This is a genomic window from Psychrobacter sp. UBA5136 (assembly GCF_002414005.1).
In the GTDB taxonomy this organism is placed as follows: domain Bacteria; phylum Pseudomonadota; class Gammaproteobacteria; order Pseudomonadales; family Moraxellaceae; genus Psychrobacter.
Window position 1 is genome coordinate 48,222 of the sequence record NZ_DHYG01000063.1, and the last position, 17,751, is coordinate 65,972.

General features: G+C 44.5%; 14 protein-coding genes. 1 reads left to right on the top strand and 13 read right to left on the bottom strand.

Annotated elements, in window-relative coordinates; translation table 11 throughout:
* The first annotated feature begins 52 nt into the window (after positions 1-52).
* Entirely contained in the window at positions 53-1,219 is a 1,167-nt protein-coding gene (locus B4240_RS09960) for a D-alanyl-D-alanine carboxypeptidase family protein (protein WP_296238844.1), read from the top strand.
* Between the two features lie 98 nt (positions 1,220-1,317).
* On the opposite strand, the gene B4240_RS09965 is transcribed toward B4240_RS09960, so the two are convergent.
* The 13 genes from B4240_RS09965 to B4240_RS10025 all read right to left on the bottom strand — a co-directional run bounded on the left by B4240_RS09965 (position 1,318) and on the right by B4240_RS10025 (position 17,584).
* Positions 1,318-3,276, bottom strand: a complete 1,959-nt coding sequence (locus B4240_RS09965) for a sensor histidine kinase (RefSeq protein WP_296238846.1) — start codon at positions 3,274-3,276, stop codon at positions 1,318-1,320.
* Between the two features lie 236 nt (positions 3,277-3,512).
* Complete coding sequence (gene der / locus B4240_RS09970) at positions 3,513-4,931, bottom strand: ribosome biogenesis GTPase Der (RefSeq protein WP_296238847.1); 1,419 nt, start codon at positions 4,929-4,931, stop codon at positions 3,513-3,515.
* 449 nt (positions 4,932-5,380) lie between these two features.
* Positions 5,381-6,589 carry an outer membrane protein assembly factor BamB gene (bamB, locus tag B4240_RS09975; protein WP_296238849.1) on the bottom strand — a complete coding sequence of 403 codons (1,209 nt, stop codon included), beginning with the start codon at positions 6,587-6,589 and terminating at the stop codon, positions 5,381-5,383.
* A 247-nt stretch (positions 6,590-6,836) separates the two neighbouring features.
* Positions 6,837-7,625 carry a YfgM family protein gene (locus tag B4240_RS09980; RefSeq protein ID WP_296238851.1) on the bottom strand — a complete coding sequence of 263 codons (789 nt, stop codon included), beginning with the start codon at positions 7,623-7,625 and terminating at the stop codon, positions 6,837-6,839.
* Between the two features lie 58 nt (positions 7,626-7,683).
* Entirely contained in the window at positions 7,684-8,970 is a 1,287-nt protein-coding gene (gene hisS, locus B4240_RS09985) for a histidine--tRNA ligase (RefSeq protein WP_296238852.1), read from the bottom strand.
* Positions 8,971-9,042: 72 nt separating this feature from the next.
* Positions 9,043-9,969: an IS30 family transposase gene (locus B4240_RS09990; protein WP_296238854.1), complete on the bottom strand. Its 927-nt coding sequence runs from the start codon at positions 9,967-9,969 to the stop codon at positions 9,043-9,045.
* A 131-nt stretch (positions 9,970-10,100) separates the two neighbouring features.
* The gene (gene ispG, locus B4240_RS09995) at positions 10,101-11,216 is read right to left on the bottom strand and encodes a flavodoxin-dependent (E)-4-hydroxy-3-methylbut-2-enyl-diphosphate synthase (protein ID WP_068407683.1); all 1,116 of its coding nucleotides are present in this window, start codon (positions 11,214-11,216) and stop codon (positions 10,101-10,103) included.
* A gap of 125 nt (positions 11,217-11,341) precedes the next feature.
* On the bottom strand, positions 11,342-12,157 hold the full coding sequence (locus tag B4240_RS10000) for a helix-turn-helix domain-containing protein (protein WP_296238855.1): 816 nt from the start codon (positions 12,155-12,157) through the stop codon (positions 11,342-11,344).
* Positions 12,154-13,089, bottom strand: coding sequence for a type IV pilus biogenesis/stability protein PilW (pilW, locus tag B4240_RS10005; protein ID WP_296238857.1), 936 nt, complete (start codon positions 13,087-13,089; stop codon positions 12,154-12,156). The genes B4240_RS10000 and pilW overlap by 4 nt, the downstream gene beginning before the upstream one ends.
* A gap of 316 nt (positions 13,090-13,405) precedes the next feature.
* Entirely contained in the window at positions 13,406-14,656 is a 1,251-nt protein-coding gene (gene rlmN, locus B4240_RS10010) for a 23S rRNA (adenine(2503)-C(2))-methyltransferase RlmN (protein ID WP_296238859.1), read from the bottom strand.
* A gap of 351 nt (positions 14,657-15,007) precedes the next feature.
* A complete protein-coding gene (gene ndk, locus B4240_RS10015) occupies positions 15,008-15,439 on the bottom strand; it encodes a nucleoside-diphosphate kinase (RefSeq protein WP_296238861.1) in 432 nt (143 codons plus the stop codon).
* Between the two features lie 239 nt (positions 15,440-15,678).
* Positions 15,679-16,098 carry a lysozyme inhibitor LprI family protein gene (locus B4240_RS10020; RefSeq protein ID WP_296238863.1) on the bottom strand — a complete coding sequence of 140 codons (420 nt, stop codon included), beginning with the start codon at positions 16,096-16,098 and terminating at the stop codon, positions 15,679-15,681.
* Positions 16,099-16,294: 196 nt separating this feature from the next.
* Positions 16,295-17,584 carry an adenylosuccinate synthase gene (locus B4240_RS10025; protein ID WP_296238864.1) on the bottom strand — a complete coding sequence of 430 codons (1,290 nt, stop codon included), beginning with the start codon at positions 17,582-17,584 and terminating at the stop codon, positions 16,295-16,297.
* Positions 17,585-17,751: the final 167 nt, after the last annotated feature.

The window sequence follows — 17,751 nt, forward strand, 5'->3', positions numbered from 1 at the left end:
CCTAAGATAGCAGCGATAGATACATTTGGTTTATGATGCGGTGTAACAATCTATGACAGTAAAGCATGTGAAAAAACAGCTTGTACAGCTGGTAGTGGGCGTTAGTGTTTCTATGAGTGCAATGATGGCGGGCGCAGCCATTCAGCCACCTGAAATGGACAATACCGCCTATGTATTAATGGACTATAACACGGGTGAAATACTGGCGCAGAAAAACGCCAATCAACCACTGCCGCCGGCGTCTTTGACAAAAATGATGACCAGCTACATGATTGAGCAGCGCTTAGCATCAGGAGATCTTAAAGAAGACGAACAGGTGCTCATGAGCGCAAATGCTTGGTGCCGCGGCAGTAGCAGCCAGTCATGTATGTATGTACCGGTCAATAAAACCGCCAGTGTCATCGATATGCTACGCGGCATTATCATTCAATCAGGAAACGATGCCTCAAAAGCCATGGCGGAACACATCGCTGGTAGCGAAGCTTCGTTTGCGACCTTGATGAATGAAGAAGCCGAAAAAATCGGTATGGAAAATACCCATTTTGTCAACGCGACGGGTATGCCTGATGAAGGCCACGAAGCATCGGCTTTAGATTTGGCAAAATTGGCACGCGCTATTATCAAAAATAGCGGCAACTACTACGGTATTTATGCAGAAAAAGAGTTTACCTATAACGGTATCACGCAGGGTAACCGTAACGCCCTACTGGCTACCGACCCGACGGTTGATGGCTTAAAGACTGGCCATACCGATGCGGCAGGCTATTGCTTGGTAGCATCAAGCAACCGTGACGGTATGCGCCTTATCTCTGTCATCATGGGCACAAAAAGTCAACAAGCCCGCGCCGATCAATCACGTGAACTATTAAACTGGGGTTTTGGCCACTTTACCACCGTGACGAAAGCACCTGCTGGCCAGTTTGTCAGCAAAGTACCGGTTTGGTTTGGCGAAGCAGACGAAGTGGAGCTTGCGACGGGCGACAGTTTGCAAATCTTGACCAGCAAAACGCAAAAAAATAAAATCACCACCGTGGTCGATATTCCTGAAAGCCTAGAAGCACCGATCAAAAAAGGTCAAGAAATCGGCAAAATGATGGCGGTGATTGATGGTAAAGCGATTGCCTCAGTGCCCGTTGTTGCTATGAGCGATATTGAGCAATCAGGCTTTATGAGCCGTATCTGGCAACGTTTTACGCGCTGGGCACAAAACTTGTTTTAAGCGCGTTACTCAGTAACTTGTAATAAAAAAGACGCCTTTTAACGGGCGTCTTTTTTATTATTCTGTTTTTAACTTTATGTTGCTTAATAGGGTTACTTTTAAGACCAAGCCAGCCAGCTTTTTAACAAATTGCTAAGTGCTTTATCTTCATAGCCCGCCACCTGACAGTAATCTATCCCAGCCGCTTTCAAGCCGTGCTCAAAGCTGTCTAAATGTAGTGCCTGCTGCTGTGAATACCAGTACACCAACAAAGCCCGATGCTCGGTTTCAGATGCCCGAATACGCTTTGCCAAGGCTTCAGCGCTGCTTGGTAATACGTCTTCAGCAAACATTACCATGTCAAATTTTTTGTTGTTTACTTCATCAATAACCAGCTGTTCATGCTGACAGCAAACGACATGCGCGCCGAGGCGCTGTAACTCATCCGCCAAAGCGCCACTATCTTGATAGTAGTAATACACAATATCTAGTCCGGTCAGCAAGTATTGCTGGCGAGATTGGCGCTGGTTAGACATCTGAAAGGTAACAATAAACTCAGTTCCTACTCCTAGCTTACTGTTGACCTCAATACTCGCGCCCATCAGCTGCGCCATTTGCTTAACCACGGGCAAGCCAATTCCCGTACCTTCATACTCACGAGTTTGCGATGAATCTACTTGGAAAAACGGATTAAAAATATCTTCTATAAAGCTGCTATCGATGCCGATACCCGTATCTTTTATTCGAATTTGCCAGCGATTGCTATGATCGAAATGGGTCAGCTGCGAGATAATGCTAACTTGCCCTTTTGGGGTAAACTTAATGGCGTTACTCAGCAATATCGACAATATTTGCTGGATTTTTTCGGCATCGCCTTCGAGGCTATAATCAATATGATGAATATGACTGCTTAACGTGAGACCCTTTTGCTGGGCAATAGGTTCAAATTCTGCCAACAGATCTGAGATCAATTGCAGCGGATTAAACGCACTGATTTGTAGGCTAATTTGCCCTTTTTGAATCTGATTGAGCTGGATAATTTGATTAAGCGCTAAGACCAGTTTATCACTGCCGTTATAAATAATATCAACCGCGTCTTTTTGCTCATCGTTTAGATCTCCTTCATCTAACAGCTGCAAACCGCCTACAATGGCGTTCAGCGAGGTTTTTAACTCGTGGGTAATCATGCTTTGAAAATTATGCAGCTGCACATCGAGCGATAAATCTTTTTGATGTAACTGCTGCTCAAAAACCGCCAGCGCTTCATAATCTTGTTTCGACGCTTGCAGGCGATTAAATAAAGTCACAAATGCCTGTTTAATCTGTACCAATTCTTCAAACTTAAAACGCTGCGGAATCGCGGGTAGCTGCTCAAGCTCAGGGTTTTTAAGCACAATATCACAGACTTCTGTAAGCGCGGCAATGTCTTTTGATGGCCAGTTTAATTTGCGCAAAATAAACAGCGCCCAAGCAATCGCCAACGCAGTCGTCATTAACCATAACCATAAATTGCTTTGCACCCAATTTGAGCGCAGCGTCGCCACATTTAAGGTGATATTGATATAACCTACTAAAGCCGTATCAACTGTAGCAGATGCTGCTTGTCTGATCGAGTTTGATTCAGATTTAATAGCGGGCAATGCCTTAAAACCTTGCTGATTGCCGTTTAGCCTATTACTGTCTATAGAAAGCGTACTTTTGCCATCGGTATAGTCGCCGACAACCGGATAATTAAGACTGACTGTATTGGCAAATAAAGCATTTTTCCAGTCATCTTTGGTTAGATTGCTATCGGCAATAGGCTGAGAGGTGGTATAAAATAAAATGCTTTCGATACTCTGCTCATTTTCTAACAAAAAGCGTACTTGCTCAGCGACGACCTCGTCGCCATCTACGCTCGCCGCGCTAAGTGTCAGCAAGTTTGCCAACTGCCGAGTATGCTGCCGTTCTTCTTTATAGTGCTGTACCAGTCCATAGACAAAAGACAGTAAAAAGCCCGCCAGTACAGCCAAAATCATGGTCTGCACGATAGATTGCCAAACGAGCATGGGGAGGGTTTGCACCGGACGGTTGTTCATATGACTCAACTGAGTGAAGACAACTTGTGATTATAGTACAGCTATTTTATAGGTAGGATAAGGGCAATGCGACATTTTAATGTAACTTAACACTGTCTTAAATTAAAAAATACCATGACGACTGATATAGTCATCATGGCATTTTATATTACAGAAAAAGCTAAGAATAGAAAAACAGCGAATGAGAGCGTCTTTGTTTGTCACAGCAACATAAAAACGTTCATTATCTGGCCAAATTAACGCTTTTTATCTTTGGTGGTAAATTTCTGCGCGCGATTGCGTTCACGTTGACGTAGCTGCTGGGTCTTCGCTTTGGTCGGTGTGTCGTTTTTCTTGGCATATGGATTGTCATTTTGTCTAAAGATAACATTGAGCGGCGTCCCTTCAAGCTTAAACACTTGGCGGAATTGGTTTTCAAGATAACGCTGATAGCTCTTGGGTAGCGCAGACGTCTGGTTACCATGAATGACAATCACAGGCGGATTATGTCCGCCGATATGTGCATAACGTAGCTTAATGCGGCGACCGGCAACCGTTGGTGGCGGGTTGGCAGTGACGGCATCTTGCAAAATCTGCGTCAAACGGTTGGTTGACACTTCAAACATCGACGATTGATAAGCGCGCAAGATGGACGGATATAAATTACCTACGCCAGTACCGTGCAGCGCTGAGATCAGATGCACTTTGACATAAGGAATAAAGTTAAAACGGCGATCCATCTCAATTTTGATATAGTTCTTTTGATCTGGCGTTAATCCATCCCATTTATTAATAGCAACCACCAACGCGCGCCCAGCATCTAGCGCATAACCAATCATATGCAAGTCTTGGTCAACGATACCTTCGTGCGCGTCAATCACAATCACGGTCACGTTAGAATCTTCAATCGCCTGCAAGGTTTTAATGACCGAGAATTTTTCTACTTTTTCATCGATTTTACCGCGGCGGCGAACACCAGCCGTATCAATTAAAACGTAGTCTTTGCCATCGCGTTTATACGGAATATAAATACTATCGCGCGTGGTACCTGGCATATCAAATACCACCACGCGGTCTTCGCCCAATAAACGGTTGACCAGCGTTGATTTGCCAACGTTTGGACGACCGATAATAGCAAGCTTTAAACCATCGGGCTCGACAACATTTTCTTGCGGCGGCATGTCAGCGGTCAAAACTTCTAGCAAGTTTCCGACGCCGCGACCATGACTGGCTGCCATTGGATACGGCTCGCCAAATCCCAATGCATAAAACTCGGCAGGCGCCGCTTCATGGACACCATCAACCTTATTGGCTGCAACATAAACCGGCTTGCCAAGGGTGTGCAAAAACTTGCCAATCTCGGCATCGGCGCCAATCATACCAGCTCGCGCATCAACGACAAAAACGATAATATCGGCTTCATGAATGGCGGTGTGCGACTGCTCAGACATGTAGTCATCAATATTGCCGCTGCCGTCATCTGCTTCACCAATACCGCCGGTGTCGACCACGATAAAGGATTTGTCTTCATAGGTCGCATCCCCGTATTGGCGGTCACGAGTCAGCCCTGATAAATCAGCAACCAATGCCTGCCGACTTTTAGTGAACTGGTTAAATAAGGTAGATTTACCGACGTTTGGACGACCAATTAAGGCGACCACAGGCTTGATACTCATGGGTTACTCTCAGTGAAAGACACAGTGAAGTGTACAATAGCAGGCGCTGCGTTTACTCTTATATTAAGAATAATAGTCACACTCGACCGCAAATTTAAATAAATGATAAAAATAAAAGGATGGCGAATAATAATAGGCTTGTTACGCTAAGCAGTTGCTATAAATAAGGGTTAAAATATTTAACTTTTCAGTATTTAATCACGATGACAACTTAATCATAAAGACTTATAGCATTAACGCCTATCACGCATCGGTCGCATAGAGTACGCGAAAGCGTCTATTTAAACAAGCAATTTACACAAGGCACGAAACGCTGACAAAGCAGCGTTTTTCTTGAGCCCATCATCAGTCTGCTTATTTAACGCCTCATTCAACGCATAGCTTTGACACATAGTTTTAACACATCGCTTTAAAACATACGCGGTTAAATAAGCAGCAACTCATAAAAATTAGCGTACCAATTGCCAAATCGCCACTTGTCCTGCAGCACTTTGGGTCATTAACAGGCTGCCTTGCACTTGCAAATTGGTTAAGGCGCCTTTGGTCTGCACACGGCTGACGATTTTACCGCTTGCAGGGTCAAATAAATGCACCACCCCATCAAAGTCGCCGACAGCAATATAATTGCCAATCATCACAGGATTGGTGAGGTGACGATAAGCCAACTCTTCGCTTTCCCACAACACCTCGCCATTGTTACGATTATAAGCAACGACTTTACCATCTAAACTGGTGGCAATAACTTGCTGATTGTTGACTGCAAGCGATTTTAAGCTGGCAAGCTCATTAACGAACATGACTTGACGCGATGCTAGGTCAATACCAAGCAGCTGACCGCTATAACTGATGGCAAATAATTGGTTATTATCAACAACTGGCATGCCATCGACATCGCTCATGCGCTCAACTTCGCTGCTGCCTGCACCGATACCAACGCGGCGTGACCACTGCGGTAAGCCATTATCAATAGTGATAGCATGCAAGCGGCCATCAGCTGTGGCTAATAACGCCGTTTGATCATCTAAGAGCGTTGGCGCAGCAGTACCGCGTACACTGATAGGAGGTACTTGGGTGGCAAACTGCCAAACAGACTGTCCCGTTTGTAGCGATAAACCATGCAAGAAACCATCATTGGCCGATAAAATTACCCGATTGTTAGTAATTAACGCTGGCGTTAAAACCGTACCCGTTAATTGCTGCTGCCAGCGTTTAGCGCCAGTTGCACTGTCAAATGCCATCACCAAACCGCTGCGGGTACTCACAATAGCGGTCTGGCTCAAAGCATCCAACGCCACGCCGCCGGTGATTTGATCGCCAACATTTACCGACCATAGGCGTTGACCCTTACTATCAAAGCCAGTCAAATCACCACCGCGTGAGGCCGTGACAATTTGTGAGTTGGCATAGCCCACTTGCAGGCTAAGCGGATCTTTATTACTGGCTTTTTTGCTACCAACATCGGTACTAAAAACAGGCTGCAACACGCTAATTGGCTGCGCAATTTGCACCAATTTTACAGGTTCATTGACGACTGGTTTGATACCTCGATTACACCCAACGACTGCGGTTGCCATCACTGCAATGACGGCGACATGCAGGGCCGTCGTTTTGATGGTTTTAGCGTTTATAGTTTTGTTAGAGCAAATAGCTTGAGTCATTATAGGTTCTCACTACCAATAAAGTAATCATGAATAAATTAGCCATCAGCAAGTCAGCGGCGCACAGTAACAAGTACATAAAATGAGCACTTATTATCAATACTACCTTTCTAACTTACTGCGCTACTTAGTTTGTAGGACAGTTTGTAAAATGGTTTGAGGTATTGCAAACTTTATTTCTTTATAAAACGTTAACGCTTTTGCTATTTTTTTAATATTTGGTTTTGGTATCTTTTTAACAACTAGCTTATGCGCCAGTGTTTACTGCATTTTCATCTTCGGCTACGACTGGCTGTGCAGGCATGGCAGGTTCTTGAATAAGATTTGCTTGCGGCGCAATAGGTTCAGGCACAACACCAAGACTTTCCATTTTCAATGCCAATACTGCACGCGTTTCTTGACGGCTACGTAACAATTCCCAAGCATTATTGTAAGATTTAATCGCCGCGTCTTTATTGTCTTGCGCTAGATAAATATCACCGAGCAGCTCCTGCTGGCTTGCTTCAAACGAGCTTGGCATATCGTTATTGGCTTCAGCTAAGGCGGCATCAGCATCACCCGCTGCCAATAGCGTTTTAGCATAGCGCAGACGCGTAATCGCTTCTAATCCTGCATCGCCCAAGTCGATTGCTAAGGCTTTTTTAAAGGTTTCGCCCGCCCCTTTAAAATCATCGCTATCGACTTGCTGACGCGCTTTAATCATCAGCGCCTGCCATGCATAAACAGAATCGCCATGCGTACTTACTAACGCATCAATATCTTTATCTAACTGTTTACGGCTCTCTGCGAGCGACGCTTGCGCTTCTGCTTCTAAATCTGGATTTTGCGACGCTAGGCTGACTTCTTCATTTAAGCGCTGAATATCGGCATAATGGTCGGCGGCAACCGTATCAACGCGAGCATGATTGTCTTGCCAATACGTCCAGCCGAAATAGGCGGCCAATGCCAATAAAATCGCAGTGACAATATAGCTGCCATATTGCTGTAACGCTTGCATTGAATTGTCTGCATTGGGCGAATTGGGTGTCAGAGCCATATATTTTTACCTGATAAAATTGATATTAAATTGCTAACGCTAAAACCACAATCGCTTATTAACGAACGAAGTTGTCTTTAATTGATAACCAATCTTGCGCAACCTTTTTTTGCTCACCCGTCTGCATGTCTTTGATACTAATGGTATTATCATCGAGTTCCTGCTGGGCGATAATGACCGTTAATGCCGCGCCCGATTTATCCGCCTTTTTCATTTGCGCTTTTAAGCTGGTTGCGCTCGCCATTTTTACGCGCAGGTCAGGACGGCTATAACGCAAATCTTGCGCATAACTGATACCTTCACTATAAACTTCCGGATGAGCAACCACAAAAACATCGCAAGCAGGCAATTCTGCAAACGGTGCCACGGCGTCGATAAGCAGCAATAAGCGCTCAAGTCCCATGGCAAAGCCAACGGCAGGCTCAGACTTTACAGGTTTATCATCAGAGGTGCCGATAGATTTTAACTGGCCAACCAAACCATCGTAACGACCACCCGCACAAACGGTCGCTTGGCTACCAAGCTTATCAGTGACCCACTCAAATACGGTTTTATTATAGTAATCAAGGCCGCGTACCAAGTGCGGATTAATCTCAAACTCAATACCCAGTGCGGTCAAATACGCTTGCACCTGCTCAAAATGCGCTTTACTTTCTGCACCCAAAAACTCAACAAGTTTTGGCGCCTCTGCCAATAGCGCTTGGGTATTGGCCTCTTTACTGTCTAAGATGCGTAATGGATTGGTGGTCAGGCGGCGTTTACTATCTTCATCTAGCTGATCTTTTTTATCGGTTAAATAAGCCACCAAAGCTTCGCGGTAAGCGTGACGCTCATCAAGCTCGCCCAAACTATTCAGCTCTAAGCGCATCTCGTCCTTTAAACCAAATGCCTGCCACATCAAATGCGTCATGGCAATTAGCTCGGCATCGGCATCGGGTAGCGCACTACCAAAACTTTCGACTCCCAATTGATGGAACTGACGGTAGCGCCCTTTTTGCGGACGCTCATAGCGAAACATCGGGCCGATATACCAAAGTTTTGGCGTATCACCGCGCAGCAAGTTGTGCTCAATGACCGCACGTACTGCCCCTGCTGTACCTTCTGGGCGCAATGCTAAGGGCGTTGGCGGCTCAGATTTATCGGTAAAGCTATACATCTCTTTTTCGACGATATCGGTTGCGCCACCGATAGCACGCGCAAACAAGTCGGTTTGCTCTACAATAGGCAAGCGAATATGCTCATAACCGTATCTGCCCAATACATCTGCCAATATCGACTCTAAGTGCAGCCATTTTGCGGACTGCTCAGGCAAAATATCATTAAACCCTTTGATTGCTTTAATCATAGTACGGTCGCATCCTTAAATTTTTAACAAGCTATCTCTAATACTTCTTAGATTAACACACCAAGTGCAACGCTAAATTATATTATAGAACACCTGATTGGGCGTCTTAAACCCTAAGCGTTTTCTTGGTCTGTTGTTTAGTTTATCCTCAATGGCTTGCATATCATCATCAGAGACTTGTCTAAAGTCACAACCCTTAGGCAAGAACTCTCTGATAAGGCCATTGGTATTTTCGTTGGTTCCTCGCTGCCATGACGCATAAGCATCGGCAAAGAAGAAAGGGCTAAAGAGCTTTTGTTTCACCTTCTTATGCTGAGCAAACTCTTTACCATTGTCAGAGGTAATGGTCTTAACCTGCAACCTCACTGGTGCTAAGAGCTCTATCATTGCCTGTGATACTTGCTGTGCTGTTTTATGACCCACACGCTTCATCTTCAGTAGCCCTGTTTTACGTTCAACGAGCGTGACAATCGCTTGCTTGTGATGCTGACCAATCACCGTATCCGCTTCCCAATCACCAATCCGCGTGCGCGCATCAACGATGGAGGGGCGCTCATGAATCGAGACTCTGTCATTGATACGGCCACGAGTCTCAGCGGTTAGTCGCTGCCGGTATGGTTTGGCTTTACGTCTGAGACACTGCCATAACCTGCCGCCTTGTCTTTTGTCCCTCCAGATATAGCGATAGATGCTCATGTGGCTAATACCACCATGAAACCCGGCTATTTGCTCAGGACTCCAGCTGTCTTTGAGCTTGTTGGTGACCCAATCCCATACGTCAGCGATGATAGTGAAAGCGTTGTTTGCCCGTCTGTCACAAGCTGTGTTATGAGCATGCTTTGCTCGGTAACCGCGTAGGCTTTTACTGCGTCTGATTTCTCTTGATATGGTGCTAGGACTGCTATTTAACGCCCGCGCTATAAAATTAATACTATGTTTTGCCCCTTTTAGGGCATAAATCTGGTATCGTTCACCTAGGCTTAGATGCGTATAGTTCATGGTTGCAATCTCACTTTGGTCGGTGGATAAAAACTTTGATGCTAGCGCATCTAGGTCTTTTTTTCACCTCACATTTGGTATTGCACTTCATGTGTTAATCTAAGAATCAGAAAATACATCAGGGTGACGACTTATTTTACGCGAATGATTTCATTCTCACGTTTTTTTGCCAAATCTTCGGCATGCGCACGTACCATGCCTTCGATTTCATCAACCAAATTATTGGTATCAATCAAATGACTTTTTTCACCCATACGGTAGACCAGCGATTTTGGTGCCGCGCCAACAATACCAATATCCGCTTCTTTTGCTTCGCCCGGACCATTTACTTTACAACCAATCACCGACAAATTCATCGGCTCACGGATATCTTCTAAACGCGACTCTAATGCGGTCATTACTTTAATCACATCGAACTCTTGGCGCGAGCAGCTTGGGCAAGCGATAAAATTAACACCATTTGAGCGGATATTGAGCGACTTTAAAATATCAAAGCCGATTTTAATTTCTTCTTCTGGCTCAGCCGCTAAAGAGATACGAATGGTATCGCCGATGCCATCTAATAACAGACCGCCTAAGGCAATGGCAGATTTCACCGCGCCAGTACGATACACGCCCGCTTCAGTGACGCCTAAATGCAAAGGATTATCAATCTGCGCAGAAATCAGACGATAGGCATCTAAGGTTAAAAACACGTTACTGGCTTTTACCGAGACTTTGTATTGATCAAAGTTTAAACGCTCTAAGATATCGATATGGCGCATGGCTGATTCAAGCATCGCCTCACCGGTTGGCTCGGTATATTTACGCTGAATGTCTTTTTCCAATGAGCCTGCGTTGACGCCAATACGAATCGGAATATTATAATCTTTGGCGCAAGCGACCACTTCGCGGACTTTGGCGTCGCTACCGATATTACCCGGGTTAATCCGCAGACAATCCGCGCCCGCTGCTGCAACCGCTAGGGCGATTTTATGATCAAAATGTACGTCTGCGATAAGGGGTACACTAACCCGCTTACGAATCTCGGCAAAGGCGTTGACGGTGTCCATTGTCGGTGTCGACACGCGCATCAAATCCGCACCCGCTTCAACGCAGCGCTCGATTTGGGCAACGGTCGCTTCTACATCACAAGTATCGGTATTGGTCATGCTTTGCACACTAATCGGTGCATCGCCGCCGATTGCGACATCACCAACATATATTTTTTTGGTAAGACGACGGTTAATAGGCGCTGACGTTGACATAGACAAACCCTTTCATTGGAACAAATTGGAACGAATTAAAACTGAAACTTGGAAACCAACATTACTTTTAACGCTAACAGCTTGTTAAGAACAATCGTTTTGTTAAGTTTAATAGCTGTTAAATATTAAGGTGCAAGCTCAAAACTGGCCTGCGTACCTGTAGCATAACTGTCTAACGCCACGGCTTCTTCATTAAGCATTAAGCTGACATTTTTGACATTATCAATCTGTACGTTAAAAGGTGGTGTACCTGATAACTTATAATCGCCAGCAGTTTGCGAGCCATTCATTAAATTGCTACCCGAGGCATCGGTAATCACCACAACAGCGGCATCGGTCAGCTTCACGTCGAGCGTAGCGGCAGCTGTACTTTGACCGCCCAAATTCAGCGCCGAGCCAGACGCACCAACGCCATTACTATCAACATCAATCGCTGCGCCTTGCGCTTGCTCTAGTGCTGAGATATCTTCGCTGGTCGTTACTGGCTGCTCATTATTGTCTTTACTGGCGTTAGACACCATGCGAAATAAGAAAATCGCTAAAATAATAACGCCAATCACGGCGATGATTAATAAGGGATTAAAACGAATGCGATTGTAAGTATCGCGCTGCAAGGTGCCCATCGGGCGTAGTGGCGACTCAATATTCTGAGGGGCGCGCGCTTTTAGCTCATTAGGATAAGCAGCATCAAAGCTGCTCGCTACTTTTGTGGGATCTAAACCCAAAAACTTAGCATAATTAATCGCAAAACCGCGTGCAAACGCCGCTTGTGGTAAATCCGCAAAATTCTCATTTTCGAGCGCTTGTAAATGACGTTTTAAAATAAATAATTCGGCAGCAGCCTCTTCTAAACTGACTTGTTTGGTTTTGCGGGCTTGCTGCAACATGGCACCAAATGATCCCTGAGCGTTAGATTGTGTGTTTGATGATGGGGTGGTCATTTCCATGGTGCCTCTGGATTATTAAGCCAAATCTTAAGTTGTTTTGCTTCATCGCTTAGTGGGTAAGCGGATAAAAGCTGCTGAGCCAATTGCTGGCGCGTTGCTATGTTATTTTGTGCCGCGGCAAGTTTGATACCCTGTAATAGCAGACGCGGGCTAATACCCTGTCCTTGTACCAGTAGCAAGGTTTCATCATAGAGCCTTTGAGCCTGCTGTACACGTTGCTGCTCAAGTAGCAAATCAACCAGTTCAATATGCGCAATCACACTATTACGGTTGCCATCTAAAGCACGCAAAAACGCTTTAGCCGCGGCTGGATGATCATTGAGCTGAAGATAGGTGCGCCCTAAATTCTCTAGCGCCCCAATCCGGCCCTCGTAACCAAGCGCCGCCCCTGCAATCTCAAACTGCGCCGCCGCCTCTTTATAGCGCTTCATTTGCGACAAATAAACGCCATAATTATTGTGCGCTTGATCAAAATCTTTATCCAGCGCAATGGCTTTTTTAAAATATTGATCGGCTTTTGCAAGGTTGAGGCGACTGCCCTCTTGCTGCAACAAAATGCCCATCATATCATAGGCAGGCGCATAACGGCTATCGGCAGCAAAGGCTTTTTCAAGCTGGCGCTGGGCGGTATCGAGCTCATTTTTGCGAATATATTGTGCCGCAAGTGAGGTGCGAACGCGAGCAATTTCTTGCTGATCCAAACTGCGATTGTCGCTCGGTCGTGTCGATGTTTGGTACGGTGTGTTGCCGGTCAAGTCTGTGGTTGTCGTACTTTGACAACCGCTTAATAGCAAGGCACTTAGCGCACTGGCTAACAACATGTATTTTGAGCCGCGCTTTTGGACAGTCATTGCACCTAATTGCTGCGCTGGTTGAGAGAATAAGGTTTGATATTTGAACTGACAAAGATTTTTAAAAGTCATCATAGCCGCCATCATAAAACTGTGGGTCAATGCGTTCGATCATCGAGGCATCAGTTTAATGGATTTAGCACCCATAAGTACAATTTAGTTGATATTAATTGTGCCGCTCTTTGTTATTGATGCCTGTAACTACATTTTATTACTGTTATGAGATAAAAACGACACAGTGTAACTGGAGTGGATTTTTTGTCGCCTCATTTTTCTTAGCTTCTGTAATAGCAGCACGTAAGGAAAATTTATACCAGTCATACAGGGGTATTAACGTATCGATTTTATTGTAAACTGTTTATATTACTAACTTTGGTCAACAAAAACAGTGCTAAATACTTTCCCGTTCTTTAATACTTTGCTGCCACGCTGCTGAACGCCGCGTTCTATCAGCCACTTGCCCGACCAATTGTCCGCAAGCGGCATCAATATCATCACCGCGCGTTTGACGAATGGTACACACAAAACCCGCTTGGCTTAAAATATCGCTAAAGGCGTGAATGCGGTTATTGCTCGATTTATCATACGGCGCATGCGGGAACGGATTAAACGGAATCAGGTTAATCTTACTTGGCAAATCTTTTAATAATGCCACCAGTTGATGCGCGTGCTCATTGCTATCATTGACGCCGTCAAGCATGACATATTCAATCGTTACGTGTTTTTTATGACGCGGATTGACCTCATAAACGTAATTTTTTGCCGCGGCAATCAACTCATCTAACGGGTATTTTTTATTAATTGGCACCAGCTCGTTACGTAGTTCATCGTTTGGCGCATGCAAGGATATCGCCAATGCCACATCAATATCTTGCGCTAGCTGGTACATTTTTGGCACCACACCCGAGGTCGATAGCGTCACACGGCGTTTTGATAAACCGTAAGCATGGTCGCTTAACATCAGCTCCATTGAGCCAACCACAGGCTTATAATTTAAGAGTGGTTCACCCATGCCCATCATCACGACGTTGGTGACGTTATTTTCCCATAAACTGTGGTCAACATTATCTAAACTGTCATTGTCATCAGACATATAAGAAGCGTTCGCCACCCATAATTGGCCAATGATTTCGGCAGCGCTTAAGTCACGCTCAAAACCCTGTTTGCCGGTACTACAAAAGCTACAGTCTAGCGCACAACCAACTTGCGAGGAGATACAGAGAGTTTTACGGCCGTTTGATTTGCTGTCGTCCGCTGGAATCAACACTGTTTCAACCAGTGAGCCACCCGTGACTTCAAAGACCCATTTACGCGTGCCATCATCGCTATATTTGCGATGAATCACTCTTGGCGGCGTGACGCAGGCATTGGCGGATAATTTATCGCGCAAGGATTTGCTTAAATTGGTCATTTTCTCAAAATCTGTCACGCCATGCTGATAAATCCACTTCATCACTTGCGTCGCACGAAACGACTTTTCGCCAATACTTTTAAAATAATCCGCCAGTTGCGCTTGCGTCATACCAAGTAGATTAGTTTTTGCTTGCGCTTCATCGACGAGCTTAATGCTCTTCGCAGACTTTGCTGGATTTTTAGCAGTCTGTTCTGGGATATGTTGGATGGAAGTTTGAGAAGTGGACATAATAGGTAACCTTTTTGCAGCAGCTGATATAAGCGATGCAATTGTTGAGATGGGCGTTGCTAGTTAGTCATACATCTTATGTATGAATGCAAAAGCAATCCGTTATGAGCGCATTTTTTATCGAGGTATTGATGATGCTTAAAATTTATAAAAATCTAATAAAAACATGCTGATAAGGGATTGATAATGCTCGTAAAAATAATAATGAGGCAGATCTTTAAGAATTTCAATGTAGAATCAAACTATTATAATAGCTAAAACGGCTTATACCAAAAGATATAAGCCGTTTTGCTACACTATTTATTAATAAGCACTATTATTGATATGAGTAGTTATTAATCAAAACTGCTATTAACGCGTACGTGCACAAACTTCATCTTCATTGAAGAAATAGCTGATTTCACGGGCTGCTGATTCCGCTGAATCTGAACCATGAACGGCGTTTTCATCGATGCTGCTAGCGAAGTCAGCACGGATAGTGCCTTCAGCAGCGTCTTTTGGGTTAGTTGCACCCATGATTTCACGGTGCTTAGCGATTGCGTTTTCGCCTTCTAGCACTGATACCAATACTGGACCTGACATCATAAAAGATTTTAGGTCGTTGTAAAATGAACGCTCAGCGTGCTCAGCGTAGAAACCGCCTGCTTTTTCATCATCAAGTTGTAGCATTTTGGCTGCAACAATTTTTAGACCCGCTTTTTCAAAACGGTCATAAATAGCACCGATGTGGTTGCCAGCAACAGCGTCAGGTTTGATGATAGATAACGTACGTTCGATAGCCATAACAAGCTCCTAATAAATGAGGGATTGAAAAATTAAAATAAGAAATGAAATAGTAAAGGGATTATTTTATTTCTGACTACCATGCTGGCTTGTCCTTATTGAAATGACTCATGATTTATCAATATGAAAATATAAAGTCAAGCCAATGGATGCCAACACAGGGTTGCTGCCTATTATAACGATTAAGGCTATAAATGATAGGGTTAATTTATTAAAATCCTGCTCTAAGCGACCAGGATTTATTCCCCTAATCGGCTGTCTCGGCAACTACCCGCATTACATTCACGAACGCGCTCATTTAAAAAATTCACACGATGGGTTGTGACACGAGTGGCACAACCCATATTAACAAAAAATCCATTTTCATCATCGTGATAACTGCAGCGGTCATTGCGCTCACGCAGCCAAGCCAGCTGACCACGTTTTAGCGTGGCTCTTTGCTTGCTATTGAGTTTTTTGCTTAATTGGTTGTAAGAATTGTTGAGCTCTTTGTCGGCTTGCAGATATACCTTTGTCAAACAATATAAGCCATCAAAATCATTGACGGGATTATCGCAATTTTCAGCGCTCCATGTGAACATAGGAAACATAAAAACGGCAGATGTTACCAATGCTAGTGAGGTTTTACAAATAGAGTGCTTGATGATGGTTGACGTCATGATAAATTCCTTTTCATATATCGATAGATTTGAAGTCCTTATTCATATATTATATACCTTTAGACTAATATAACAGCCATTGATTTAATTTGTATCATGATCAGCGCTCAGTTACCCAGCAAAAAAATAACAAATATCGGCGCTTAAAAAAAACCCCAATGCTAAGCAATGGGGTTTTTTGGCTAAAATGATATATTTACGCGTCGTACGGATCACGCAAAACAATCGTCTCTTCACGGTCAGGACCGGTTGAGATGATATCAACTGGGCAACCAATCAATTCTTCGATACGCTTGATGTATTTTTTGGCGTTTTCTGGTAGGTCATCATAGTTAGTGATACCAACGGTTGATTCACTCCAGCCTTGCATCGTTTCATACTTAGGCGTGACTGCTTCATAGAACTCTGCGTCATGCGCGCCTGCACACTCAGTTTCGGGTAGATTGTATCCGACACCGATGAGCAATTCTTCTAGACCATCTAATACGTCAAGCTTGGTCAAGCAGATACCTGACATAGAGTTTAGTACCACAGCACGGCGTAACGCTTCGGCATCAAACCAACCACAGCGGCGCGCGCGACCCGTCGTTGCACCAAACTCATGACCGACTTTGGCCAAATGCGCACCAACATCATCAAACAATTCCGTTGGGAATGGGCCACTGCCAACACGCGTGGTGTAAGCTTTAGTGATACCTAGTACATAATCTAAATATAACGGACCGATACCCGTACCAGTCGATACGCCGCCCGCGGTGACGCTTGAGCTGGTCACAAACGGATAAGTACCATGGTCGATATCAAGTAATGTCCCTTGCGCACCTTCAAACATTAGGTTTTTGCCGGCAAGACGTAATTGATTGAGGTCTTCAGTGACATCGGTAACCATGCCTTTAATTTCTTCGCGCCACTCTTGGCAAAGCTTAAAGGTTTCATCAAAGTCAATCGCGTCAACTTTATAGTACTGCGTCAATTGGAAGTTATGATATTCGATTAAGTTACGGAGTTTTTCTTCTAAGTCATCACGGAACAAGTCAGCAAGCTTAATGGCACGGCGAGCAACTTTGTCCTCATAAGCGGGCCCAATGCCGCGACCTGTGGTACCGATTTTACCCGTGCCGCGCTTAGCTTCGCGTGCTTGGTCAAGCGCAACGTGATAAGGCATGATCAATGGGCAATTTGGTGAAATACGCAGGCGCTCACGCACGGGCACGTTGTTGTCTTCTAAGGCTTTCATCTCTTTTAATAAAGCGTCAGGCGCTAGCACCACGCCATTACCGATAAAGCAAGTCACGCCTTCACGTAAGATTCCCGATGGAATTAGATGTAGGACGGTGGTTTTGCCATCGACAACTAGGGTGTGGCCAGCGTTATGCCCGCCTTGGAAACGTGCAACGGCTGAGGCTTTTTCGGTCAGTAAATCAACGATTTTACCCTTACCTTCATCGCCCCATTGGCTACCCAAAACTACGACATTCTTACCCATGATTAATCCTTACCTTATGTATTGAGGTGTGTGCAGCAATAATTTTAAAACAACCTATCAAAACTTACTTAGTACTAAGAAATGATATGTTATTCACTGTCTATTTTTCAAAATTTAATAAATAAGCTTCAATAAATGAGCCTTATGCAAACTGATTATGAGCGTAA

Bases quoted from the DNA above. Each gene is read 5' to 3' on its own strand.
- B4240_RS09980 (WP_296238851.1), bottom strand. From the start codon at position 7,625: ATGGCTCTGACACCCAATTCGCCCAATGCAGACAATTCAATGCAAGCG.
- B4240_RS09965 (WP_296238846.1), bottom strand. From the start codon at position 3,276: ATGAACAACCGTCCGGTGCAAACCCTCCCCATGCTCGTTTGGCAATCT.
- B4240_RS09990 (WP_296238854.1), bottom strand. From the start codon at position 9,969: ATGAACTATACGCATCTAAGCCTAGGTGAACGATACCAGATTTATGCC.
- ispG (WP_068407683.1), bottom strand. From the start codon at position 11,216: ATGTCAACGTCAGCGCCTATTAACCGTCGTCTTACCAAAAAAATATAT.
- pilW (WP_296238857.1), bottom strand. From the start codon at position 13,089: ATGATGACTTTTAAAAATCTTTGTCAGTTCAAATATCAAACCTTATTC.
- rlmN (WP_296238859.1), bottom strand. From the start codon at position 14,656: ATGTCCACTTCTCAAACTTCCATCCAACATATCCCAGAACAGACTGCT.
- ndk (WP_296238861.1), bottom strand. From the start codon at position 15,439: ATGGCTATCGAACGTACGTTATCTATCATCAAACCTGACGCTGTTGCT.
- hisS (WP_296238852.1), bottom strand. From the start codon at position 8,970: ATGATTAAAGCAATCAAAGGGTTTAATGATATTTTGCCTGAGCAGTCC.
- der (WP_296238847.1), bottom strand. From the start codon at position 4,931: ATGAGTATCAAGCCTGTGGTCGCCTTAATTGGTCGTCCAAACGTCGGT.
- B4240_RS09960 (WP_296238844.1), top strand. From the start codon at position 53: ATGACAGTAAAGCATGTGAAAAAACAGCTTGTACAGCTGGTAGTGGGC.
- B4240_RS10020 (WP_296238863.1), bottom strand. From the start codon at position 16,098: ATGACGTCAACCATCATCAAGCACTCTATTTGTAAAACCTCACTAGCA.
- B4240_RS10000 (WP_296238855.1), bottom strand. From the start codon at position 12,157: ATGACCACCCCATCATCAAACACACAATCTAACGCTCAGGGATCATTT.
- bamB (WP_296238849.1), bottom strand. From the start codon at position 6,589: ATGACTCAAGCTATTTGCTCTAACAAAACTATAAACGCTAAAACCATC.
- B4240_RS10025 (WP_296238864.1), bottom strand. From the start codon at position 17,584: ATGGGTAAGAATGTCGTAGTTTTGGGTAGCCAATGGGGCGATGAAGGT.